Consider the following 23,965-nt stretch of genomic DNA (forward strand, 5'->3'; position numbering starts at 1 on the left):
TGTTAGAATGAGTATCGAATTCCCAAGCCAAATCTGCCAGCGATAAATCTATTTCCACCATAGCTGTCGCCAAGATAGATATTTGGTCTCCAATCAAACGATAAGGCAATTGGTGCCGACTTCACTTTAAGGTCTAAACCTGCAGTTGGAACAAGATAGAAGCTAGAACCGCCATCATACAAATCTACTGCCGGACCACCACCAATATACCATTTTAGGCCATCGGCTCCTTTAAATTCTGAGTGATGTTGGTACATACCTTGAATTCTGGTGAAATGGTTTCCAAATAAAACCTCTCCGTTAATGGCACCATTAGCATTAAAGAAATGCTTAATGTGTGGACCAACCAAAGTAGCTCCATCACCAAAATCAATAGCAAGTCCCAAGCCTGTTTTGTAATCTTGTGCTTTTGCACCAGTCATGTTCACGGTGAATAAAGCAACACCCGTAATAAAAGTAAAAATTAACTTTTTCATAATTGTTGTTTTTTGTTTATTAAAAATAACGACTCGAAATCATTCCCATAGGTTTTAAGTCGATCCTTTCAACATAACAACATTTGTGCCGTAGTGTTTGGTAAATGGAAAAATAATTGTAATTGGCTCTCATCGTATATTATAATTATTACTTGGTTAGCGCACTTTTGGAATTGTTCTGTAAAACTGGACAGCCTTTTCAACAAATTTTTGGCTTCTTGTTTCCCAAAATATTATTCATTAGATTTGAGAAACCACCGTTGTGAGCCATTAAGTATGAAAACTATTACCAGGGTATTCGATCTGTTAAGCTATAATTTGGAGAAATTTCCGAAAGAGGAATTTATAAGTGGTAAGATAAATGGTGTATGGAAAAAATACAGCACACAATCGTTTTGCGAGACGACCGATAATTTAAGTAAGGGCTTAACCACATTAGGGATTAAAAAAGAATCTCGCGTAGCAGTGATGGCGCCTAACAGGCCTGAATGGAATATTTGCGATTATGCAATTATGCAATTGGGCGCTTATCAAATTCCGCTTTATCCTACTTTGGCAGAACATGATGTTAAATTTATTATTGAAAATGCCGGGGTGAGTATGGTGTTTGTCAATGATGAAGTATTGTTTCAGAAACTTACGGCCGTCAATAAAACTCTTGCCAATCCGGTACTTATTTATACCCTTCAGCAGGTTGAGGGCGCAAAGCATTGGGAAGAACTAGTGGCCATTGGTAAAGAAACAACGGTAGATTTGGAAGCTTATCGAAAAGAAGTATCTGGCGATGATATCTTAACCCTGATTTATACTTCAGGTACCACCGGAACACCCAAAGGCGTAATGCTTACCCATAACAACCTGATCCAAAACTTCGAAAAATCATCCATTATCTTTCCAAAGGAAGTGAAAACCGCAGTTAGCTTTTTACCGCTCTCGCATATTTTTGAGCGGATGATTTCTTATCTGTATGCCTACTCGGGCGTTAGCGTTTATTATGCCGAAAGTATGGAAACCATTGTGGTAGACATCCAGGAAGTTAAGCCAAATGCATTTTCTACGGTACCACGTTTACTGGAAAAGGTATACGATAAGATCATGGAAAAAGGGAAAGATCTAAAGGGCATAAAAAGAGGGATTTTCTTTTGGTCGCTCGCCCTGGCCGAAAGGTATGATTTTGAACAAGGATGGTGGTATGGTTTTAAGCTTGAAATTGCGCGCAAATTGGTTTTCAAGAAATGGCAAGCGGCCTTAGGTGGCAATATTGTGGTATTAGCTTCGGGAGGAGCTGCTTTAAACCCTCGTTTAGCACGCATTTTTTGGGCGGCAGGGATGCCGGTTTTTGAAGGCTACGGACTTACTGAAACCTCGCCGGTGATAACAGTAAACCATTTTGGTGCCACTATGTTCGGTACCGTTGGTACGGCTATAGAAGGTGTAGAAATAAAAATTGCCGAAGATGGAGAGATCTTAACCCGTGGCCATCATATCATGAAAGGTTATTATTCACGGGAGGATTTAACGGCCGAATGTATCGACAAGGATGGATGGTTTCATACGGGCGATATAGGCGAAATTATAAATGGTAAATTCTTGAAAATTACCGATCGTAAAAAGGAGATTTTTAAAACAGCCGGTGGTAAATATATTGCCCCACAGATGTTGGAAAACCGGTATAAGGAATCGCCGTTAATTGAGCAAATTATGGTGCTGGGTGAAAACAAAAAATTCCCAGCGGCATTAATTGTACCTACTTTTGCTGCGTTAAAAACATGGTGCCAAAAAAAGGGGATACCCTACACTACCAACGAAGAAATGATTCACAATGAGCAGGTATTGGATAAGTATAACCGGGTAGTTGCTGCTTTAGGTCTCGAATTTGGTAAGTGGGAGCAGGTGAAACGTTTTGCTTTATTGGCCAAAGAGTTTAGCATTGATGGAGGGGAGTTAACCCCCAAACTGAGCTTAAAGCGAAAAATAATTTTAGAAAAGAATAACGACGTTATAGAAAAAATATATAAAGATGCAGAGAATTACAAAGGCTAATTTCAATGGATTAATTATAGCACTGTTAAGTGTTAGCCTATTATTGGGCTGCGTAGGCGGTCAGCTAGGTAGAAATAACAGTGGTCAGTATAAAAATGGAATGGTTGTTTCTGCAAGTGAAATAGCTTCACAGGTTGGGGTTGATATTTTGAAAAAAGGAGGAAATGCTGTCGACGCAGCAGTAGCCGTACAATTTGCTTTGGCGGTAGTTTATCCCAATGCGGGAAACTTGGGCGGGGGAGGCTTTATGGTTTACCGATCTGCAAAAGGCGAAACAAATACCTTAGATTTTAGAGAGAAAGCTGCGGGAGCCGCAAGTCGCGATATGTATTTAGACTCCGAAGGCAACCCGATTATTGATAAAAGCCTGTATGGACAACTTGCCGCCGGCGTTCCCGGATCTGTTGCGGGAATGGAAGAGGCGCATCAAAAATATGGCCGTTTAAAGTGGGAAGAGCTGGTTGCGCCGGCACGTGCTTTGGCAGCCAATGGATTTAAGATTACAGCTAGACAGGCGAGGGAACTGAATGGGATGAAGAGCAGGCTGACTAAATTAAATCCCCTGGGCACGGCCTTGTTAAAAGAAACGACTTGGGCCGAGGGCGATCTGTTGGTTCAAAAAGAACTGGCCTATACCTTAAAGCATATTGAAGAAGAAGGGAGAAATGGGTTTTACGAGGGTGCTGTAGCGGATTCGATTGTCGCCGAAATGAAACGCGGTAATGGTATCATTAGTAAACAAGATTTAAAAGATTATAAGGCAGTATGGCGTAAACCTGTTTTGGGAACTTATAGGGGTTACGACATCGTTACGATGCCCCCTTCATCAAGCGGTGGTATTGCCTTGGTACAATTACTTAAATCTGTAGAACCTTATCCACTGTCGAAGTGGGGGTTTAATACCGACTCAACCGTACAGGTAATCGTAGAAGCAGAGCGGAGGGTATATGCAGATCGGGCCACCCACCTGGGCGATCCAGACTTTTATCCGGTTCCGCAACAGCAGCTTATAGAAGATAACTATAACAAGGAACGTATGGCCAATTTTAATTGGGAAAAGGCAACAACCAGTGCCGCTATCAAGGCTGGAGATATTGCACCCATTGAGCATGAAGAAACAACCCATTTCTCTATAGTGGATCGGGACGGAAATGCGGTATCGATTACTACGACTTTGAACGGCTCATACGGAGCTGGCGTAGTTGTAAAAGGTGCGGGGTTTTTATTAAACAATGAGATGGACGATTTCTCGGTTAAACCAGGAGCACCAAATATGTATGGTCTGGTAGGCGGCGAAGCAAATGCAATTGCACCAAATAAAAGGATGTTAAGTTGCATGACCCCTACCATTATCGCTAAAGATGGAGAATTGTTCATGGTGGTGGGTACGCCCGGTGGATCAACGATCATTACTTCAGTTTTCCAAACCATAATCAATGTGATCGATTTTAACCAATCGATGCAAACTGCTGTCAATTCCAAGAAATTTCATCATCAATGGTTGCCAGATCAAATTGACATAGAGCCTAATGCATTAGACAGTCTGACAATAGAGAAATTAAAAGCCAAAGGTTATAAGATTGTACCTCGTGGTGCTATTGGAAGGGTTGATGCTATTCTTAAAACCAAATGGGGCTATTATCAAGGCGGTGCAGATCCAAGGGGTGATGATAAAGCAGTAGGCTGGTAAAAAATTAGCCTATGTTTTTTCATGCTTCTTAAAGTTGGGTTATTACCCATCAAAAGATTACCCCTCACATAGCCATAGCCTACCCATTTTGGTAATTTCTTTTAAATTTATTATTGTATTCCCATTAAGAAAATAATAGATGCCTTCGATCGAACCATCTTTTTGTGCAAAGGTAAATTGTAAGGTTATCTGATCTTTATTTGCACTCAGTTCTTTCGTGTGAGGTTCGAGTATATTACGAATGATTTCCTTCACTTTATTAGTGTCAACATGAATGTCTTTTCTGCTCATGGGCAATCCGTTGGGATCTTTTAGGTAAAAAAGAGGTTTGTTTTCAAATCGGCCAACAACCCTGACAGAAAAGGAAGTCTTTCCCAAATAAGTGTTTTTTTTCACTACAAATGTTTTACCATCATAGTTGTGCTTGCCCTCTTTTAAAGAATTTTGGGCAAAACAGCTGGAGCAAAGCGTAATTGCTAAAAGGGTATAGATTAGGGTTTTCATGGGCAGGTTCTATAGGTCTTCAAAAGAGTACGCTCACTATTCCGTATTCAATAAAATAGTAATCACTATACTCGTTTCCGGTAAAGTTCGCAGTAATTTGTTTCTTGATTTGCCTATCTATTTTTGCGATTTCTTTTAGATTGATCCGTGTATTTCCATTAAAAAAATAAAATATGTTCTCTATTGAACCATCTTCGGGATTAAACGTAAAATGCAAATCTATCCTTTCTTTGTTTACATTTAATTCTTTCTTGTTAGGCTCCAGTATATTATAAGTGATTTCCTTTACCTTGTTAATGTCAAAGTGTATATCTTTTTTTCTTATAGGCAGTGCGTTTGGCTTTTTGAGGGAGGGTTGCGGTTTGTTTTCAAATCGGCCAACAACCCTAACGGTAATAGAGGTTCTTTCCAAATAAGCGCTTTTTTCCACTATAAATGTTTTACCATCATATTTATATTGACCCTCCTTTAAAGGCTTTTGAGCCCAACAGCTCGAGCAAAGCGTAATTGCTAAAAGGAAATAAATTAGAGTTTTCATGGGCAGGTTCGGTTTTAGCAAAACATTTAACTTTTTAGTTAAAACTAACGCTTGTGTTAAATTAGCCTAGCGTACTATCATTAGAATTTGTCAGGATATTTTGCTCCCTGAGAGTTAATAAGCATCGGTGATAAGAATATCTGTTTTCTTTTTGGGATTTTAATTTTATTAGCGGTACTCGAAATCTCAATCCAGTTATTTAAAATTTCCTCTCCGTTTTTAAAATTGAGAAAGTAATTTTCTCCTCTGGAGACCATGACTAACAGCACCAAAACTTCATTCTTATGTCTAATGAAGTCGGTCTTATTCTTTTTTAGTTCTAGGCTTATTTTGGTGATATCCAAAAGACTGGTTAAATCTTTATTTTTTTCATTGGAGAAAATCACCGAGTCTATCATTCCTTTTTCATTTACCGACATGTTTATGGTAAAGAAAACAGCCTTCTCGTAGAAATCACCAGAATGGAAAAAACTGCTATTGACATTTATAGTCTTTACCAATGTTTTATACATGTTGCTATCTTGGGCCAAAGCGAAATTGGCAATGCCAGACAGCAGTATGAGGAGGAATAGGATTCTTATTTTATTCATGCTTCTTAAAGTTGAGTTATTACCCATCAAAAGATTACCCTCACATAGCCATAGTTAATAAAAAAATAATTATTGTGTTCTGTGCCTGTAAAAGTTGCTTTGACCTGCTTTTTAATTTGCCTATCCATTTTGGCAATTTCTTTTAAGCTGATCAGTGTGTTGCCATTAAGAGAATAAGATATGCTTTCGATTGAACCATCTTTTTGTACAAAGGTAAATTGTAAGGTTATCTGATCTTTATTTGCACTCAGTTCTTTCGTGTGAGGTTCGAGTATATTACGAATGATTTCCTTCACTTTATTAGTGTCAACATGAATGTCTTTTCTGCTCATGGGCAATCCGTTGGGATCTTTTAGGTAAAAAAGAGGTTTGTTTTCAAATCGGCCAACAACCCTGACAGAAATGGAAGTCTTTCCCAAATAAGAGTTCTTTGTAACTACAAATGTTTTACCATCATAGTTGTGCTTGCCATCTTTTAAAGAATTTTGGGCAAAACAGCTCGAGCAAAGCATAATTGTTAAAAGGGTATAGATTAGGGTTTTCATGGGCAGGTTCTGTTCTAAAAGAAAACATCAAAGCTCGGATAATGGATGTATTGATAGTCTAGATATTCAATACCCGTAAAAGTTGCCTTGATCGAACCTGCTTTAATCTTCTTATCAATAGAAGCAATTTCTTCTAGCGTGATGTTAGGCTGATTATGAAGGGAATACGAAGTCCTCTCTACTTTACCATCTCTTTTAAAGGTTAAACTTACACTTAGAAAGGCATTTCTCGCTTTGAAGCTTGCTTGTTTTTTGCTCAAGGTTTTCAGTACAATCTCTTTTACCAAAGTGGTATCAAAATGAATATCCCGTTTAACCGGAGGGGAAGCATACTTGTTTTGTGGTGGTGGATAATTTTTGTTTTCGAAATTTTCTCCAATCCCAACAAGGATACTTATTATAGTTTTCTCGCCAAAAGTATGCTTTTTCACTACAAATGTCTTTCCATCTAGCTCGTATCTGCCTACCTTTAAAGGCTTTTGAGTCCAACAGCTATAACTTAAGCTAATTAATAGGATATGAATTAGAGTTTTCATAGGCAGTTTCTATATGTCTTCAAAAGATTACCCTCACATAGCCATAGTTAATAAAAAAATAATTATTGTGTTCAGTGCCTGTAAAAGTTGCTTTGACCTGCTTTTTAATTTGCCTATCCATTTTGGCAATTTCTTTTAAATTTATTATTGTATTCCCATTAAGAAAATAATAGATGCTTTCGATTGAACCATCTTTTTGTGCAAACTTAAATTGTAAGGTTATCTGATCTTTATTTGCACTCAGTTCTTTCGTGTGAGGTTCGAGTATATTACGAATGATTTCCTTCACTTTATTAGTGTCAACATGAATGTCTTTTCTGCTCATGGGCAGTCCATTGGGATCCTTGAGATCGTGTTGTGGTTTGTTGTCAAATTGACCAGCAACCCTTACGGAAAAGGAAGTTTTCCCCATATAGGAGTTCTTTGTAACTGCAAATGTTTTACCATCATAGTTGTGTTTGCCATCTTTTAAAGAATTTTGGGCAAAACAGCTCGAGCAAAGCGTAATTGCTAAAAGTATATAGATTAGGGTTTTCATGGACAGGTTCTGTTTTAAAAGAAAACATCAAAACCATTATAATGTATGAATTGGTAATCTAAATATTCAATACCTGTAAAAGTTGCCTTGATCGCACCTGCTTTTAGCTTTTTATCAATGTCTGCAATTTCCTCTAGCGTCACATTGAAATCATTATACAGAGCATAGAAAGCATCTTCAAGCTTGCCATCCTTTTTGAAGGTTAAACTCAGACTGAGAAAGGCTTTTTTCTCCTTGAAGCGTGCTCTTTTTTTGCCCAGGGTTTTCAGTACGATCTCTTTTACTAATGCGGTGTCAAAATGAATGTCTCGTTTAACCGGAGGGGAAGCATACTTGTTTTTGGGGGGAGGATAGCTTTTATTTTGTGGTTCTACTTCAGTACCTACAAATATACTCAACCTAGTTCTCACTCCGTTATTGAACTTTTTCACTACAAATGTTTTACCATCTAGCTCGTATCTGCCTACCTTTAAAGGCTTTTGAGCCCAACAGCTATAACTTAAGCTAATTAATAGGATATAGATTAGGGTTTTCATGGGCAGGTTCTGTTAATGTGATTAAATAAATTGACTATTGCATAGGGTTGCATGTTTAGTGCTGTACTATGATAAGGGTTATTGGGTAAGGCGTTAAAAGCGGCTAAAAAGGAATTGTAGCTCGTCATAAAGTTATTGTACTCCGCTACCTCTGTAGGAGTACCTTCTGGTTTTAACTTAGGGTAAGTTGAATAATTATTGGTAACGGCTTTGACCCAATCCTCGTAAAGATCTTTTTGAGATGGCGTCCCGTTGGTAAAAGCAAGATAATTTCCATTGATCATATCATTCATCACCATCTGTTCAAATTCAGTGTTTACAAAACCAGCATTCGGCAATGTATTTGGCGGGGCATTTTCCGGTCTGCCATATTGTTCTATGCCCCCTGGATATACAGTCTGTTGAAAAGCATGGTAAAATTCGTGTTCCACTATATTCATTTGTGCAGCCGCAAGATCTGATCCAAAGTTAAATCCCTTTGTGAAGCCGTAACTCGCATTCCCGTCTTGAGCACTGATACAGAACTTAAAAGACCTATTCTCTGTTTTAAATTTTTCATAGATATATTTTGTGGCACAATTAAAAGTTTTTAAAGCAGTGACAGAAGTGTTGATTATTGCCTTTTGATCAGCGGTAAGGTTATCACAAAACTGTTTGATCAACGAGTCAAGTGTAACCTCTGGTTCCTCAACAACACACTCCCCCGTTTCGAACATGATGAGCCCAGGGCATCCCGGATCACTGCTGCCACCGTCTCCGCTTCCACCGCCGCTCGGTTCATTACAGCTTATAAGTATCGATTCCACATTATAGATTACAACGGGGTCACAGTAGGTTGGCGTAGTCGCTTCCTCTGAGGCATAATAGCAATCCTGATACCAGTCCCATGTTACGAGATAAATACAATCGGGTGGGTCTACGGGTAATACCATTACTTTACTGCCCGATGGTTTTGCTGATTGCGCAAGGTTGCTGATGCCCCTCTTAACATTATTTGCAAGATTGTATCTTTTAACAGCCTTTCCATTTTCAACGCGTATTGCAAAGAGCGCTTTGCCTTCCCAATCTTTATAATGTACATAACCAAAAAAATCCTTATCCATTTGATTAATCCTGTTATGGCTAATATTTCCCTTGTGCTTTTTCAGGTATGCCTCATCGGGTATATAGCTGATAATCCGCTGACCTATCTTTCCATTCTTATCTTTATAGATAATTAAACGGTCAAAACTGGCATCGATAACTTCTGGGTTGGCGACAGGCCTCTCGTCTGGATTTTTCGAAAGCGCCAGCGTAGGCGTAATCTTATGGGCATACCTAAGTGGAATTTCAGCAAAGGTATATTGAAAAGTAATTCCTTCAGAAGCTTTGGTCCATACGGGAGTTTTTTTGTTATTCTTAAGGTCGGTCGTAGTTAACGTGCCTTTACTGCCAGAGAGCTTGACCGAAAAACTGTTTTGCTGCTGCAAGTGTTGAGCGTAGTATTCCTTTGCCCATTGTAGCCCCTCAGGCTTACTGGGGTCGCTAAATATATCGCCGATCTGCTTTTTACAGGAATAAACCAGTAGGAGGCAGAGCATGCCAAAAAAGATAGTGGGAGAGGTGAATTTCTTCATAGTTAATCTAGGTTAACTAAATATATGATATATTTCTATAAATACAAAACCCCCTCGCCGTTACGACGAAGGGGTTTCTATGGGGTAAAGAATTACGAAGTTTAACTAGCACGTTGGCGAGTAACTTCGTAAGGCTTAGATTCCCAACAATAATCTTGCAGGATCTTCCAATAATTGTTTTACGCGTACTAGGAATCCTACAGATTCACGGCCATCTATAATACGGTGGTCATATGATAAAGCGATATACATCATCGGGCGGATCACTACTTCTTTATTTTCGGCAATAGGGCGCTCAATAATATTGTGCATTCCTAAAATGGCAGATTGAGGCGCATTGATAATCGGGGTCGACATCATCGATCCAAATACACCGCCATTGGTAATGGTAAAAGTACCTCCGGTCATTTCTTCAATCGTTAATTTACTATCTCTAGCTTTAGTTGCTAATTCGATTACCGTTTTCTCGATCTGAGCCAGGCTCATGCTGTCTGCATTTCTAATAATTGGAACTACCAATCCTTTAGGTGCCGAAACCGCAATAGAAACGTCAACAAAATCATTATAAACAATTTCTTCTCCGTCGATACGTGCATTTACAGCTGGAAAATCCTTTGCCGCTTCACACACCGCTTTGGTAAAGAAACTCATAAAACCTAAACCAACACCATGCTTCTCTTTAAATTGGTCTTTATATTTAGCTCTCAAATCCATGATAGGCTTCATGTTTACTTCATTGAAAGTAGTTAACATAGCCGTTTCATTTTTAACGGTTACCAAACGTTTAGCAACAGTTTTGCGCAATGGCGACATTTTTTCTCTGCGCTCATTTCTTGATCCAGCAACCGCAACAGGTGCAGCTGCTTTCGGAGCTCCAGGCTTCAGGCTTTCTGCTTTAGTAGCATCTTCTTTCGTAATTCTACCGTCTACGCCAGTGCCTTTAACAGAACCAGCATCAACACCTTTTTCTGCTAAAATTTTAGCTGCCGAAGGCGAAGGGGTTCCAGTAGCATAACTTTCGCCCGATTTTGCTGCAACAGGTGCACTTACCTTATCGGCAACGGGTGCTTCGGCTTTTGGAGCTTCTGCTTTCGGACTAGCCGCTGCTGCACCACCCTCTTCAATCGTGCAAACTAAAGCACCAATAGGCAAAGTATCACCTTCACTCGCTACGGTTTTTAAAGTTCCAGCTTTTTCTGCAGTAAGCTCAAAGGTTGCTTTATCAGACTCTAATTCTGCAATGATTTCGTCCATTTCAACAAAATCCCCATCGTTTTTAACCCAACGGGATAAAACTACCTCAGTAATCGACTCGCCAACAGGCGGAACTTTTATTTCTAAACTCATGATTCTAAATATATATTATTGACTAATCAATATTAACTAATTTCTTTGTTGCTTTTGCGACTACTTCTTTGATTTTTTCAGTAACTGGAATATCAAAAGCTGTCGCAACAATATAAGCTTGCTGGTTAGCATGCTGTTTTGCATAGCCCGTTGCCGTACTGCTGCTTTCTTTTCTGGAGATTACCTCCATTTGGCTGAACGATGTTTTTCTAAGTCGACGCAATAAATAAGGCCAAGCCCCCATGTTTTCAGGTTCTTCCTGAACCCAAACTGCGTCAATAGCGTTTTTATAGCGCTTATAAACAGCTTCCATTTGCGCAACAGGTGTTGGATACAATTGCTCAACGCGCACCAAAGCAACGTCTCCCTTATCATTGGCTTTTTGAGTTTCCAATAAATCATAATAAATCTTTCCACTACAGAAAACCACACGTTTTACATTTGCTGGTTTTACAGTCGCATCATCAATCACCTCCTTAAACTTGCCATCTGTAAAATCGGCTAAAGGACTTACACATAAAGGATGACGCAGTAAGCTTTTGGGGCTAAACACCACCAATGGTTTACGGAAATCGCGTTTAAACTGACGACGCAGTGCATGGAAGAAGTTTGCAGGCGTAGTGCAATTGGTAATCTGCATATTGTAATCTGCACAAAGTTCCATAAAACGCTCTATCCGTGCAGATGAATGCTCCGGGCCTTGTCCTTCGTAACCATGAGGCAACAGGAGTACTAAACCATTTTCTCGCTGCCACTTCGTTTCGGCACTTGCTAAGTATTGATCTACCACAATTTGAGCGCCATTAAAGAAATCTCCAAATTGCGCTTCCCATATGGTTAATGCATTCGGATTTGCCATGGCATAGCCATATTCGAAACCTAAAACACCGTATTCAGATAAATGCGAGTTATAAATGTCAAACTGCGCCTGCTGATCAGAAATATTAGCAAGTGGTGTGTATTCCTCTTCCGAATCCTCTAAGGTTAATACCGCATGACGATGAGAGAAGGTTCCTCTTTTTACATCCTGCCCGCTTAAACGAACCCGTTTGCCCTCGGCCAATAAAGTGCCATAGGCTAGCTGCTCGGCCATAGCCCAATCAAATATATGGGTAGTGGTTGCCATTTTATTGCGCTCATCAAACAGTTTTTGGATCTTCTTAAAGAAGGTTTTATCTTTTGGTAGGGTAGAAATTCGCTTAGCAATCTCCAATAAGGTTGTCTTCTTAACGGATGTATCTGGAGATACATCGAAATCTTTCGCAGTTGCCAACCTCATATCAGCCCAGGCACCACCAAATTTTACGTCGCTGTAAGTAGAGGTTAATTCCTTTGCTTCATTTAAGCGGTCTTGTAAAAGCCCCTTAAACTGCTTTTCCATTTCTTTGGCTAGCCCTGCCTCTAACTCACCGGTTTTAGTGAGTTTCTCGATATAAATATCGCGTGGATTAGCGTGCTTTTCTATCGCTTTGTATAACAATGGCTGCGTGAATTTAGGTTCATCGGCCTCGTTATGGCCAAACCTACGGTAACACAAAATGTCGATAAATACATCATTTCTGTATTTCTGACGATATTCCATCGCTAAATTGATTGCATATACTAAAGCTTCTACATCATCTCCATTCACGTGGAAAACAGGTGATAAGGTTACTTTAGCAATATCTGTACAGTAAGTACTAGAACGGGCGTCTTTATAATTGGTGGTAAAACCAATTTGGTTATTAATAACCAGGTGAATAGTTCCCCCTGTTTTATAACCTTCCAAACTTGCCATTTGGATTACTTCATATACAATACCCTGGCCAGCTACCGAAGCATCACCGTGGATTAAAATCGGAGCCAAACGGCTATTATCGCCACCGTATTTGAAATCGATTTTTGAGCGGGACATACCTTCAACTACTCCATTTACTGTTTCCAGATGCGATGGATTAGGACATAAACTTAAATGCACACTTCTCCCGGCATTCGTAGTTACATCTGTTGAGTAGCCCAAGTGATATTTAACATCACCGCCAAAAGGAGAATCGGCGCTGTAACCTTTCCCTTCAAATTCGGCAAAAATATCCTTATAGGTTTTTTGCATAATGTTGGCCAGTACGTTTAAACGACCTCTGTGTGCCATTCCAATCACGAACTCTTCGATGCCAAGTTCTGCACCTTTTTCAATTACCGAATCTAAAGCTGGAATTACCGCCTCAGCACCTTCTAATGAAAAACGTTTTTGACCAAGAAATTTAGTGCCTAAGAAATTTTCGAAACTAACAGCTTCATTTAATTTACTTAGGATTCTTTTTTTCTCGTCGATTGATAACTGCGGCGTGTTACGCTCCGTCTCCATTTTGGTTTCGAGCCAATTTAAGATTTCGGGAGTACGCACATATTTATACTCTACCCCGATTGTACCGCAGTAGGTTTGTTCTAAGAAAGCAATGATATCCGACAATTTTGCAGGTCCAATACCTAGTGCAACACTGGAATTAAATACAACCTGTAAATCGGTTTGGGCCAGGCCAAAATTTTCAATTGCCAAGGTTGGCAAATGCTTGCGTCTTTCTCTAACTGGGTTTGTTTTGGTAAAGAGGTGACCTCTTTGGCGGTATCCATTAATTAAACTAAGGACATTAATTTCTTTTAAAAAGTGCTCTGGGGCTTCATTTGTTGCATTTCCTGCGCCCGAGCCTCTTCCAAAATCAAAGCCTTCAAAAAATTTCTGCCAACCAAATTCAACCGAATTAGGGTCTTCTTTGTAGCTTTGGTATAATGATTCTATATATTCGGCATTGGCGCCGTTGAGATAAGATAAGTTATCCATTTGTGTTTTTTTACGATAAGTATTGCAAAATTAGGATTTTACCCTTAAAAAAGACAATAAACTTTGCATTAAATTGGTTAATTGTTACGATTGGCTAATTATTGACCAATATGCTGGTAAACCCCTTTTGGGTCGATCGCTTTAAGTTGTTTTTCGAAACTAAAGCTGCTGCTCAATCGTTGGTCGTTGCCAACCCCGGCCACATTGGCCCAGTTGCCCCAATTGCTTGCCGGACAATAATCTATCAGCTTTTCCTCAAAATACGCTGCGCCCATTATCCAATTTACTTTGAGCTCGTTCACTAAGTAAGTTGCCGCCAATTGCCTCGAACCATTGTTAATATAGCCTGTAGTATTTAGCTCGTTCATAATCGAATCGATTAAAACATGACCGGTACTTGCCGTTTGCCACAGTTTTAGGGAGGCAGATGCTACTAATGGTATTGTTTCAGCATGGGCCTTAAAGCCCTCCTGCTTAAAAAAGGTGTTTCCATATTTCTTAAACATAAAACGGAAATAATCCCGCCATAATATGCCCAAAATAATAGGGCCGAAATAGGGCTTTAAGCCATAATTTGTCTCAGCTTCTCTCAATTTCCAATATACTTCGCGTGGAGATAGACTGCCAACGGCCAACCATGCAGAAAGCCTGCTCGCCACCTCGTTCTTTTTAACCGTTGCATTGGCATTCGCCATCCCTTCGCCTGTATGTAAAAAGCTGTGAAGAAGTTTAAATGCTTCCGTTTCGCCCCCTTTATAAAAAGAATCCTGCTCCAACGGATCGTTATGTTCCCCTGGTAAAAGTGCGTCAATTGTAGGTAATGTTCCCCAATCTTCTACTTCAACGAAGCTGATAGAAGTTGGCGTTAAAAAACATGGTTTCACAATGGCATCACGTTCTGTTTTCTTTTTAAACTGCGTAAACACATCCGGAATGTCCTTGATAGGGAAAGGGAGATCTTCCTTGTTATAGAGTGTATGCCCAATGAAATGTTTAAGGTTTACTTTTAATTTCCATAACAAATCTTCAACTGCAGTAGAGATGGCAGTTTCTTCACTGGCCACTTCGCGATGATGATATACTTCGGAAATTTCATGTTTACTAACCAGTTGTGGAAGTAAATCTTCGGGCTTACCTGTGGAAATTAATATGTTGCCGCCTAGGTTTTTAAACGACTGACGTAGGGCTTCCACATTTTCTAAAAGAAACTTTGTTCTGTTGAGGCCTGTTTTTAGGGTTGCATAGGGCGTAGGCTCAAACTGCCGGGGGTCAAAGAAATAAACGGGTAAAATGCTGTCAGATTTGGCAATAGCTTCAACCAGCATTTCATTGTCGTGCAGGCGAAGATCATTCCTAAACCAAACCAGTATTTTTTTGCCCATATCCGTAGCCATTCTTATTGGCCTGCAATTTGCACAAATTCTAGGAATTATACGTTTAAACATTCTATTTTTTACAATGGGGCAACACAAGGCAAGAAGAGTTCGGTCTAATTATTGTAGTCTTTCAGCGTCTTATTAAAGATTGATAAACCATGCGAAAAAAAATCTTAATTACCGGTGCAACGGGTTTAGTGGGTAAGCAACTTGTGACTTTTCTGCAAATGCGCGGACATGAAGTAAGTATTTTATCTACACGGCAAATTACTATACCTGGAGTTAAAGTTTTTACATGGGATGTTGAAAAGCAAACAATAGCCGCAGGAGCCTTAAATGGCATAGATACGATTATTCATTTGGCAGGGGAGGGTATTGCAGGCAAAAAGTGGACAGCTGAACGTAAACGGCAAATTATTGACAGCAGGGTTAATTCGGCCAAGCTTTTATATGACACGATTAAAGCAACCGATGCCCAAGTTAAAACTTTTGTATCAGCATCTGCAGTAGGTTATTATGGCGATAGAGGTGAGGAGATTCTGGCAGAGGACAGTGAACCTGGCAAAGGTTTTTTGGCAGATTGTTGTGTGCAATGGGAGGGCGCTGCAGATGAAGGGTTAGCCTTAGGTATTAGGGTTGTTAAAATTAGAATTGGATTAATATTGAGCAAGGACGGTGGGGCATTGGCCGCTATGGCAAAGCCGATTAAATGGTTTGTAGGCGCGCCTTTAGGAAGCGGGAAACAATGGATGCCCTGGATCCACTTGGATGATATTGTTAGGTTGTTTACCAAAGCCGTTGAGAGTAAAGCGATGGTTGGCGCCTATAATGCTGCGGCGCCGTTTCCGGTAACCAATAAACTATTAACAAAAAGGATTGCTTGGCATTTAAATAGACCCGTTTGGCCGGTTCATGTACCAAAAGCGGCATTAAAGTTAATGCTGGGCGAAATGAGTATTTTGCCTTTAATGAGCTCAAATACGGTTGTGCAAAAAGTTTTAGATACGGGGTATTTGTTTAAGTATGTGGATTTGGATGAGGCTTTGAAGGATGCTTTGGAGGTGGGAGGGTGAGGGCTTATTTCTTAAAATTGGACTTATAATATTAAATCATCCAAAGGGGTTCATTTTCCCAACTTACTTTCATGCCCATTGCATTGGGGTCTACATTTGGATATTTCTGAAAGAGCGCGATGAGTTGAGGTTTTAGGTTATTTTGTGGCTGAATGCTATTGAGTAAATATTTAATGCAGCATAAATGGATATAAATCAACGGAAACTCATGTTCTTTAGGGACATTTATAATCCAGGGTAAAGGAGGGGATGATAATAGTTTTGGTCTTCCAGGAAGATTTTTATTCCATAAGCGGCTATGGTGAGCGCAATAATTTCTAATTTGGGCAATGGATTGTAACCAGCTGGGCAGAAACGTGTGATTAACCACGCCAAGTTCTTTGGCAATGGTATCTTTAGATTGGACAGTATTCTTGAGGTTTCCGTATATTTTAGATAGTGCTCCTAGACTCGTCATCTCTAAGCTTTTCCAAGAGGGAGGGAATCGTTGGTCATCTGCATGCTTTTTTTTATGCTCTTTAATGAAGGCATCTTTAGACCGATCAATTTCTGCTTCCAAAGTTGCCAATGTTTTTACAGCTTCTGGTACATTTTGATAGATGTTTAATTGTTGGAACCACCAAGGGTCAAATTCATGTGATAGATGGTAAATGAGCTTAGTTCTTAAACTGATTTCAATCTTTTCGATGGCATCGAATATGATAACACGTAGTTCACGATCAAAATTATATAGGGCAATAACGTCGGTAAACTTGCTGTTGGTCTTAAAAAGATGCTTGTCTTTCGGTTCTTGTTGCATTGGCCACCAATAGCCTGCTAAGCGGTAGTAGCTAATGTGTGAAAGGAAATGTTCTGCATTATCGCTTTTTAATATTAATAACCCTCTGTTCTTTAATTGAACAATTTGTTCATCAATTGTAAAAGCGGTTTTATTATACATCGATAGTCTGAGCGCTAAGAAACGAAATGCTATTAAAGCAAAAGACACGCCCTGGGACGCTGTTCTTATGGGTAGCGTGGCGTGTACTGTTAATACAAATATCGGAAATTAATTGATTAAATGATAAAAATATTTACAAAATATTTCCTGTATTTCAGGGAAATACATTTTTATAATGAGATTAAATAACAAAACTTAGGACGATGCTTTAGCCGAAAATAATGTCCTTATATGAAAACAAAATGGCTTTATAGCTAATACATTCCTTCTCTAAATACTAATATCTCTTTTCAGTTAATTATTATGTATTTAATAAGGTTACAACTATATCCAATCGCATATAATTTAATTAAATTCTTAATTTTTATATCCGAAAGGATATAATATATGGATACATTACGCTCTTTTGTAAAGCAGAAACGAAAAGAACTTAAGTTAACGCAGATAGAGTTAGCTCTAAATGCAGGCGTAGGCTTAAACTTTATACGCGATTTTGAGCAAGGTAAAAAAACACTCCGCTTAGATAAAGTTAATGATGTGCTATCCTTATTCGGGAAAGAAGTTGGGGTAATTGATAAAAATCGAGAATAATCAGGAATCTGAATCTCTCTAAAGAAATTTCATTGATTGCCTCTTAAAAATATTGCTTAATATTGGTAATTATGTATAATTTACCACAGCATAATTTACTTCAAATTAACTTATTGGCAGGAAGCTTTAACAGTACTTCCACAACCTATAAGTTCTACTGGTTTATCGCGATACTTGATGAGTTAGAGCATGGGAATGTTAAGATAAATAAGCAGCATCTTTTTGCTCGAATGATTGCCAATGCCTGGTATACCATTAATTATTTTCACATCAGTTTTGGTGTACAAGATCGGTTAGAGCGAGCTATCTGTGTATTTCAGTAAAAGTATCCACCCCGTTTCGTTCCAAGCTGTCCAGCCCGATCAGGGCTTTTTCTTTTTAGTACCTTTCCATTTGCAAGAACATCAAGCCGCCTGACCACTGATCCGGCAGGTTCCCTGAAAACGCTTTTGCTCCGCAAAAGCCCGGAATCCGCATCAAAAGCAATCTCAGAACATAGTAATAGATATAGGTAAGCTTACAGCAGAAAAGACCTGCCGTTTTTAGGCCACAGATAAGCCAGGATTTATTTTCAGTATGAGCGGTGAACGATGAGTCCAGAAGGGATCATCAGAGTCTTAAAACGCCTTAAAATCAGCCGACTGCACACTTTTAAGCGAAACGGAGTGTACACTTTGGAGCGAAAGATGTGGCCACTTTGCAAAAAAAGATGCGGCCACTTTTGGAATAACCCCCACATATTCTACTATATCGTCAAACAAAAAGAGTAATTTGATTTTTACTGGTCATTATTAGTTAAAATTTATGGGTTATAGATCATTTTACTTTTATATCAATTGTTAAGGTAAATATTCTATAATCAAATATTCAGATTTAATGTATATTAAATTATTTTAAATGTCTGATAATCAATATAGTTGTCTTTGTGATTAAAAGATAAAAGTTGCAATAATTCTATCAAGAACGTGTTTTTTAGGCTAAATTAGACATTTATTTCTAGAAATTTTGCCTCAAAATTGGTATTTTATTCATCCATTTCTCAAGCTCATCTCTTTTAAAATATAGTCTACTACCATTTTATAGGCAGGTGTTTATCTTGGGCAGACTTTTGAGATAATCTCAATTATAAAAAGATTCGCTGAATGAAATTTGGTCAAAAAACATGCAAAATATTAGTTTAATTGTTATCTTTGTTTTGAAAGGAAAAATATGTCGAAATTAGATGATTTAAAGAGCCACTTACGAAAAGGCAATATCTACAAACGAGAGGAGCTGCAAAAGTGGTCCAGCTCTATTGATAGGCACCTTTCTGAGCTTATCAACGAGGGCATCCTTAAAAAAGTTGGCCCAGGGCTTTACCATTTTCCAAAAAAGAATGCTTTTGGCTTTGAACCGCCTGCCGACCAGTTACTGATTAAAAAATTTTTGGACAACGATAATTTTCTGATTACTTCCTTCAATTCCTTTAATGCATTGGGGTTGGGGACTACACAACTATATAATAAGCAGATTGTTTATAATCATCTCCGTAGCGGAGATATCAAACTTGGCAATAAACTGTTCAGTTTTAGAAAAAAATCTGCCTTTCCACAGAAGCCTACAAAGGAATTTCTGGTAGTTGACCTTATCAATAATTTGGAGGCCCTAGCAGAAGACCAGCCAAAAATATTGGAGAAGACATTAAAAAAAGCGACGGCCTTAGATCAAAGTTCCCTAGAGTATGCCATTGAGAAATATGCAACACCAAAGACAAGGAAACTATTGGCTGCGGTTTAGTGAGCTGTCCCGGTAAATATATGAGTACTACATTTCTACATCAACGAAAAGACTTTAGGAGTCTAATCAGTACATTAGCTACCGAGAAAGGTATAATTGGAGCCTTGATCGAAAAGGATTACTGGATTATGCATGCACTCTATGGGATGAAAAATCTAGGTCTGGATTTTGAGCTGAAAGGTGGAACTTCACTTTCAAAGGGTTTTAATATTATTGACCGTTTTTCTGAGGACATTGATCTGCATATTACTCCCCCGAAGGCATTTGTTGGACAGACCGGAATTACGGTAAACGAAAATCCCAAGTCCAGCAGCAAAAACATCGTTGCCAATAGGATGCAGTTCTTTGATTGGCTGGCGGATAATATTCACATAGATGGCATTGAGGCAAAACGCGATACTGAATTTGATGATAAAGATGGGAGGAACGGCGGAATCAGGCTTACATATACTGGTTTCTTTGGATCCGTCCCAGGAATCAAGGATGGTATATTGCTTGAAGTAGGCTTTGCCAAGGTTACTCCTAATATGAAGGTTGATATTAGTTCATGGATGTATAACAAATCAATAGAAGCTGGGCTAAATATTTCGGATAACCGAGCATCGCGTATTGCCTGTTACCACCCAGGTTATACCCTTGTGGAGAAACTCCAAACAATTGCCACCAAGTTCCGAGTAGAACAGGGTACCGGCGATGGCGTTCCAAAGGTCAACTTTATGAGGCAATATTATGATGTTTACAGGCTCTTACAAAAAGATGATATCCAGCAGTTCATCACCACGCAAGAATACCAGACACATAAGCTTGATTGGTTTCCGGATGCTGACCTCGATGTACCATTGGCAAAGAAAGAGGCATTCTTACTAACAAATGAAAAGACTAAAGCTGAATTTAGGAACCGCTACGAAAGAACCTCAAGCCTTTATTATCTTGGGCAACCAGATTTTGATGAAATATTAGAATTTATCCAAGCAAACCTAGAAAAACTAGGATAGTCCTATGTTTTGAAAGGACTTTCATTTCATAAATACTATCGCTATTCAATTCTGGTAAAAGCTGTGCTTCTTTGAAGGGATTTAAATTCACTTAACAAGGTTTAATAGAAATTGCACAGAAAGAAACATCACCTTGGAAAGAAAAAGCCATCTTTTTTTATGCATTTAAATTGCAAATCATTATAATTGAATAAGCGATTAAAGATTTTGAAAGGACATTAATTCCTTCAAAATTCTCATTATCAGTTCTTTAACATTATAAAATATTTAGTCGGAGAATTAAGTGAAAATATCTGATTATTAGTGTTTTAATATGTTTGGTTTTGTCCTTAGATTGGACGGTTATTTTTTTGTCTGATTGTAAGTGAGTTAACTCCAATTAATGTATCGGAAAGTGAGTGCACAAACACTATTAAATGTAAATGAAACTCTTTCTTCTAAGAATTAAGCGATTGTATCAACTAAATCACCTCCTCGGGAAAAAACTCCTTCATCGAGCATCCCAAAATCTCTGCAATCTTGTTTAAGTGATTGAGATTATATTTCGTAGTCCTCTTACTACTCTCTACATTCCCCACAAATTTCGAACTGAGCTCCATTTTTATCGATAGCATTTCCTGACTAATCCCTGCTTTAATACGCAGTTCCCTTACCTTATCAATCACATATTGTTCGATCTTTGATATTTCACTCATACGTGGCTAAGTAAGAAATAAATATAAAATAAATCACCCTATTATAGTAGGGTTTGTGGTTTGTTTTGTTATCTTTGATTATAACAAAAAAGAACAATTAAGAGTCTTGCGGTTACTGAATCTGAAGCCGTCAACGCAAGACAGCAGGCAATACCGTATCTATGGTTAGATGTGCTATATTTGCACACCTACATAGATGTGGGCTCTGCTGTAAATCCATGTTGACGTAAGGCTTCAGAAACTTTTCATGTAACCATGGTTGGCAGATCCCACATTTATAATTTCTGCTATTGCGAGACTCATTTACCCTGTCACCTAAATGAGAAACATATGCAAACCTTAACCACTCACACCACTCAATTCAACACATTCATCACCAAACTCGCTACCAAATTCCAACCCTTACAAATCTTCAGCTTTTCGAAGAACAGTTTAATTACAACCAACCAAGGATGTTTCACTAAACAACCAAGTGAGATTCATTGCAATTACTGCCTTTTACTAGTTACAGAAAGTGCCACGCGCATCGATTACGAAGTGCAAGACCTTGCCAACCTGCATTATCAGCAAGGTACCATTACCGTAATTTGCCACAGTAAACATTGTATTGAAAAAGCGATAGCAGCAAACAGTTCTTTTTTCATTAGACTATATGCTGAAGCAGAACTTATCTATAACCACAATGGAATGTTCTCAATTGAAAGTATTCCAGCTTACATAGCTACGGATGCCGCTGAAAAGGCACAGAAACATTACGGGCATCGCTTCTCTGTAGCTGAAGGATTTTATCTTGGTGCGAGCGAATGTTTGCAGAATTGGAAACAGCATGCTGTTTGTGTTTTTATGTTGCACCAAGCGGTAGAGCAGCTTTGCATTGGATTAATTAGCGTTCATTTAGCTTATCGCGCGGAGTTTCATAACCTAAATCGCCTACTCCATTTGTGTGCTTGTTTTTCGCAAGCACCTTTACAATTATTTACCGCAACTGCCGAAGATAGGAGGCTGTTTACTATCCTTACCAAAAGCTATTCGGATGCACGATATCGGGCAAGTTTTACGGTTTCGCAAAAAGATGCTATTGCTTTATGCGATAAGGTGTCGGATTTTACCGCTTTGGCTACAAGTTTATGTGATGAGAAGATTGCCGAGTTGGAAGGAGTGAAGGAGATTGAGGTGTTGGTTTAATAATTTAGCAAAAATACCACCAGCCTATGTACCGTTCATCAAAATTTCTCAGTCAAGCAAAATAATAGCCCCATTGCCTCCAATCGCCATGTTTTTCCCTTTCAGTTAGAAATTGACTGAAAAATATTTCGTGGTGCCGAATTTAGACACGTCTTTTGCCGAATTTAGACATCGTTTGACTAGATTAGTCACACCTTCCATTGCACATTTGTTGTGTTATGGAAACTACCCGCCTTATATTGATCATCGAGCAGATGGAAAAACTCTCCCAGGAGTTTTTTTTCCTGTTGAAGATTCTAGTAGCCGGTACACACCCAACCCCATCCCAAACGCTTGCAGAAGACAATGAAGAGATGACACGACTCCAAGTGATCAAATACCTGGGCATCTGTGAGCGGACCTATATCCGCAGGGTAAAGGACGGTACCTTGAAGCCAAGGAAATTGCCCGGTGGCGACCGCTTTTACAAGCGCGATCTGGACGGGGCCTACAAAGAAAGTATCAGAAGAGGTAGGGTATAGGACAGTGTCGGACTCTCTTCGTAATTACCTCGCTATTTCTATACCCACTCCTTACCTATCCTATAGCTTTTTTATACATCCGCCATACATTTTCCATACCCAGGGGTATAGAAAATGTATGGCGGATGTATGAATGGACTAAAGCAGCCTTAGCGCAATTATAAGACAATCCAGAACATAGGGTACACACGGTGTCACTTTTGAGCTAAAACCAAGTGACATTTAATGACATTAAGTGACAATGCGTGACATTTGATGCCAAAAGTTGAGCAGCAGGGCCAATTGCCATAGGTTTGCCTACATAATCACCTACCGGTAGCAGACGATTATGAACGAACAGATTTATTCACAATTTAAATTTTAAAATTATGGCAAAATATTCAAGAGCCACCTTTGGCAGCATATCGGGAACAGTAAACAACGCTGTTGGAACCAGCTGGCGCGGCGTAGACTACCTGCGCAACGTGGCAAAAAAAAGTAGCAAAGGGCCGTCTGTAGGGCAGCTCACCGTACAGGCCAAACTGATACTGGCAGCCAACATGCTGGCACGCATCAAGAACGTACTTAACCTGGGCTTTAGCGATAAAAAGCTGAACAAGTTATCGGGCTATAATGCAGCCGTTAGGCAGTTTATCCTTAACGCGGTAACAGGGGAACATCCCGACTTCTCTGTCGATTATGCAAAGGTACAGCTGAGCAGGGGATCCCTGAACCAATTAAAGGGCGTCACCTTTGCCCAATCGGAAGGCGTACTTACGCTGAGCTGGTCATCAAGGGAAGACGCGATACTTGGAAATGCGGACGACGAGATATTGGTATTGCTGTACAACAGCACCGACGACGAGTTTATGACCAACATGAGTGGAAAGCGCGCAGATGGCGAACTGATCGTAGAGCTGACCGAAAGCGCCGATAGCAACATCGAGTTTTGGCTGTTCTGCGTTAGCAAGGACAGGAAATCAGTTTCTACCAGCCAGTACATCGGCAACTTTACCATGCCGCCGCTAGTATCCATTTGATAATTAAACCCAGATCT

Annotated in this window: 24 protein-coding genes; 10 read left to right on the forward strand and 14 right to left on the reverse strand. The window is 39.2% G+C overall.

The genetic code is table 11. The annotated features are described in order from the left end of the window. Nucleotides 1-2: 2 nt before the first annotated feature. A complete protein-coding gene (locus BM207_RS15095) occupies nucleotides 3-476 on the reverse strand; it encodes a hypothetical protein (protein ID WP_090996105.1) in 474 nt (157 codons plus the stop codon). Nucleotides 477-752: 276 nt separating this feature from the next. On the opposite strand from BM207_RS15095, the gene BM207_RS15100 reads away from it, so the two are divergent. Together BM207_RS15100 and ggt are read left to right on the forward strand one after the other, a co-directional pair. Then, nucleotides 753-2,519: an AMP-dependent synthetase/ligase gene (locus BM207_RS15100; protein ID WP_090996108.1), complete on the forward strand. Its 1,767-nt coding sequence runs from the start codon at nucleotides 753-755 to the stop codon at nucleotides 2,517-2,519. Next, the gene (gene ggt, locus BM207_RS15105; RefSeq protein WP_090996111.1) at nucleotides 2,497-4,209 is read left to right on the forward strand and encodes a gamma-glutamyltransferase; all 1,713 of its coding nucleotides are present in this window, start codon (nucleotides 2,497-2,499) and stop codon (nucleotides 4,207-4,209) included. Before BM207_RS15100 ends, ggt begins: the two co-directional genes overlap by 23 nt. Before the next feature lie 57 nt (nucleotides 4,210-4,266). Here ggt and BM207_RS15110 read toward each other — a convergent pair whose 3' ends face one another. The 11 genes from BM207_RS15110 to BM207_RS15160 form a co-directional block, all read right to left on the reverse strand. Next, nucleotides 4,267-4,713, reverse strand: a complete 447-nt coding sequence (locus tag BM207_RS15110) for a hypothetical protein (protein ID WP_090996114.1) — start codon at nucleotides 4,711-4,713, stop codon at nucleotides 4,267-4,269. Nucleotides 4,714-4,732: 19 nt separating this feature from the next. After that, on the reverse strand, nucleotides 4,733-5,251 hold the full coding sequence (locus tag BM207_RS15115) for a hypothetical protein (RefSeq protein ID WP_090996118.1): 519 nt from the start codon (nucleotides 5,249-5,251) through the stop codon (nucleotides 4,733-4,735). An 80-nt stretch (nucleotides 5,252-5,331) separates the two neighbouring features. Continuing rightward, nucleotides 5,332-5,841: a hypothetical protein gene (locus tag BM207_RS15120; RefSeq protein ID WP_143095970.1), complete on the reverse strand. Its 510-nt coding sequence runs from the start codon at nucleotides 5,839-5,841 to the stop codon at nucleotides 5,332-5,334. Between the two features lie 26 nt (nucleotides 5,842-5,867). Then, complete coding sequence (locus BM207_RS15125) at nucleotides 5,868-6,386, reverse strand: hypothetical protein (RefSeq protein WP_090996124.1); 519 nt, start codon at nucleotides 6,384-6,386, stop codon at nucleotides 5,868-5,870. Between the two features lie 14 nt (nucleotides 6,387-6,400). Continuing rightward, complete coding sequence (locus BM207_RS15130) at nucleotides 6,401-6,922, reverse strand: hypothetical protein (RefSeq protein ID WP_090996127.1); 522 nt, start codon at nucleotides 6,920-6,922, stop codon at nucleotides 6,401-6,403. Between the two features lie 19 nt (nucleotides 6,923-6,941). Beyond that, a complete protein-coding gene (locus tag BM207_RS15135; protein WP_090996130.1) occupies nucleotides 6,942-7,460 on the reverse strand; it encodes a hypothetical protein in 519 nt (172 codons plus the stop codon). Between the two features lie 14 nt (nucleotides 7,461-7,474). Beyond that, entirely contained in the window at nucleotides 7,475-7,996 is a 522-nt protein-coding gene (locus BM207_RS15140; protein WP_090996133.1) for a hypothetical protein, read from the reverse strand. Beyond that, on the reverse strand, nucleotides 7,993-9,612 hold the full coding sequence (locus BM207_RS15145) for a hypothetical protein (protein ID WP_090996136.1): 1,620 nt from the start codon (nucleotides 9,610-9,612) through the stop codon (nucleotides 7,993-7,995). The genes BM207_RS15140 and BM207_RS15145 overlap by 4 nt, the downstream gene beginning before the upstream one ends. A gap of 135 nt (nucleotides 9,613-9,747) precedes the next feature. Further along, nucleotides 9,748-10,959, reverse strand: a complete 1,212-nt coding sequence (gene odhB, locus BM207_RS15150; RefSeq protein WP_090996139.1) for a 2-oxoglutarate dehydrogenase complex dihydrolipoyllysine-residue succinyltransferase — start codon at nucleotides 10,957-10,959, stop codon at nucleotides 9,748-9,750. 22 nt (nucleotides 10,960-10,981) lie between these two features. Continuing rightward, on the reverse strand, nucleotides 10,982-13,777 hold the full coding sequence (locus tag BM207_RS15155) for a 2-oxoglutarate dehydrogenase E1 component (RefSeq protein ID WP_090996143.1): 2,796 nt from the start codon (nucleotides 13,775-13,777) through the stop codon (nucleotides 10,982-10,984). A 98-nt stretch (nucleotides 13,778-13,875) separates the two neighbouring features. After that, nucleotides 13,876-15,222 (reverse strand): DASH family cryptochrome, encoded by a 1,347-nt coding sequence (locus BM207_RS15160; RefSeq protein WP_245768132.1) that lies wholly within the window; start codon nucleotides 15,220-15,222, stop codon nucleotides 13,876-13,878. A gap of 89 nt (nucleotides 15,223-15,311) precedes the next feature. On the opposite strand from BM207_RS15160, the gene BM207_RS15165 reads away from it, so the two are divergent. Further along, on the forward strand, nucleotides 15,312-16,226 hold the full coding sequence (locus tag BM207_RS15165; RefSeq protein WP_090996146.1) for a TIGR01777 family oxidoreductase: 915 nt from the start codon (nucleotides 15,312-15,314) through the stop codon (nucleotides 16,224-16,226). A 31-nt stretch (nucleotides 16,227-16,257) separates the two neighbouring features. Here BM207_RS15165 and BM207_RS15170 read toward each other — a convergent pair whose 3' ends face one another. Continuing rightward, the gene (locus tag BM207_RS15170) at nucleotides 16,258-17,166 is read right to left on the reverse strand and encodes an Abi family protein (RefSeq protein WP_090996149.1); all 909 of its coding nucleotides are present in this window, start codon (nucleotides 17,164-17,166) and stop codon (nucleotides 16,258-16,260) included. Between the two features lie 387 nt (nucleotides 17,167-17,553). On the opposite strand from BM207_RS15170, the gene BM207_RS15175 reads away from it, so the two are divergent. From BM207_RS15175 to BM207_RS15190, 4 genes are all read left to right on the forward strand, one after another. Further along, on the forward strand, nucleotides 17,554-17,757 hold the full coding sequence (locus BM207_RS15175) for a type II toxin-antitoxin system Y4mF family antitoxin (protein ID WP_090996152.1): 204 nt from the start codon (nucleotides 17,554-17,556) through the stop codon (nucleotides 17,755-17,757). A 71-nt stretch (nucleotides 17,758-17,828) separates the two neighbouring features. Beyond that, nucleotides 17,829-18,080: a hypothetical protein gene (locus BM207_RS15180; RefSeq protein ID WP_090996156.1), complete on the forward strand. Its 252-nt coding sequence runs from the start codon at nucleotides 17,829-17,831 to the stop codon at nucleotides 18,078-18,080. 886 nt (nucleotides 18,081-18,966) lie between these two features. Beyond that, nucleotides 18,967-19,533, forward strand: a complete 567-nt coding sequence (locus BM207_RS15185; protein WP_090996159.1) for a hypothetical protein — start codon at nucleotides 18,967-18,969, stop codon at nucleotides 19,531-19,533. Between the two features lie 20 nt (nucleotides 19,534-19,553). Beyond that, nucleotides 19,554-20,528, forward strand: a complete 975-nt coding sequence (locus BM207_RS15190; protein ID WP_090996162.1) for a nucleotidyl transferase AbiEii/AbiGii toxin family protein — start codon at nucleotides 19,554-19,556, stop codon at nucleotides 20,526-20,528. A 461-nt stretch (nucleotides 20,529-20,989) separates the two neighbouring features. On the opposite strand, the gene BM207_RS15195 is transcribed toward BM207_RS15190, so the two are convergent. After that, the gene (locus tag BM207_RS15195) at nucleotides 20,990-21,223 is read right to left on the reverse strand and encodes a helix-turn-helix domain-containing protein (protein ID WP_090996164.1); all 234 of its coding nucleotides are present in this window, start codon (nucleotides 21,221-21,223) and stop codon (nucleotides 20,990-20,992) included. Between the two features lie 330 nt (nucleotides 21,224-21,553). Here BM207_RS15195 and BM207_RS15200 point away from each other — a divergent pair, with 330 nt between their 5' ends. The 3 genes from BM207_RS15200 to BM207_RS15210 all read left to right on the forward strand — a co-directional run bounded on the left by BM207_RS15200 (nucleotide 21,554) and on the right by BM207_RS15210 (nucleotide 23,948). Continuing rightward, nucleotides 21,554-22,408 (forward strand): HEPN domain-containing protein, encoded by an 855-nt coding sequence (locus BM207_RS15200; RefSeq protein WP_177217138.1) that lies wholly within the window; start codon nucleotides 21,554-21,556, stop codon nucleotides 22,406-22,408. A gap of 287 nt (nucleotides 22,409-22,695) precedes the next feature. Further along, nucleotides 22,696-22,929 (forward strand): MerR family transcriptional regulator, encoded by a 234-nt coding sequence (locus BM207_RS15205; protein WP_143095971.1) that lies wholly within the window; start codon nucleotides 22,696-22,698, stop codon nucleotides 22,927-22,929. A gap of 368 nt (nucleotides 22,930-23,297) precedes the next feature. After that, the gene (locus tag BM207_RS15210; protein WP_090996171.1) at nucleotides 23,298-23,948 is read left to right on the forward strand and encodes a DUF6266 family protein; all 651 of its coding nucleotides are present in this window, start codon (nucleotides 23,298-23,300) and stop codon (nucleotides 23,946-23,948) included. The last annotated feature ends 17 nt before the right edge of the window (nucleotides 23,949-23,965 follow it).

The sequence above is a fragment of the Pedobacter insulae genome, from assembly GCF_900113525.1.
GTDB classification, from domain to species: domain Bacteria; phylum Bacteroidota; class Bacteroidia; order Sphingobacteriales; family Sphingobacteriaceae; genus Pedobacter; species Pedobacter insulae.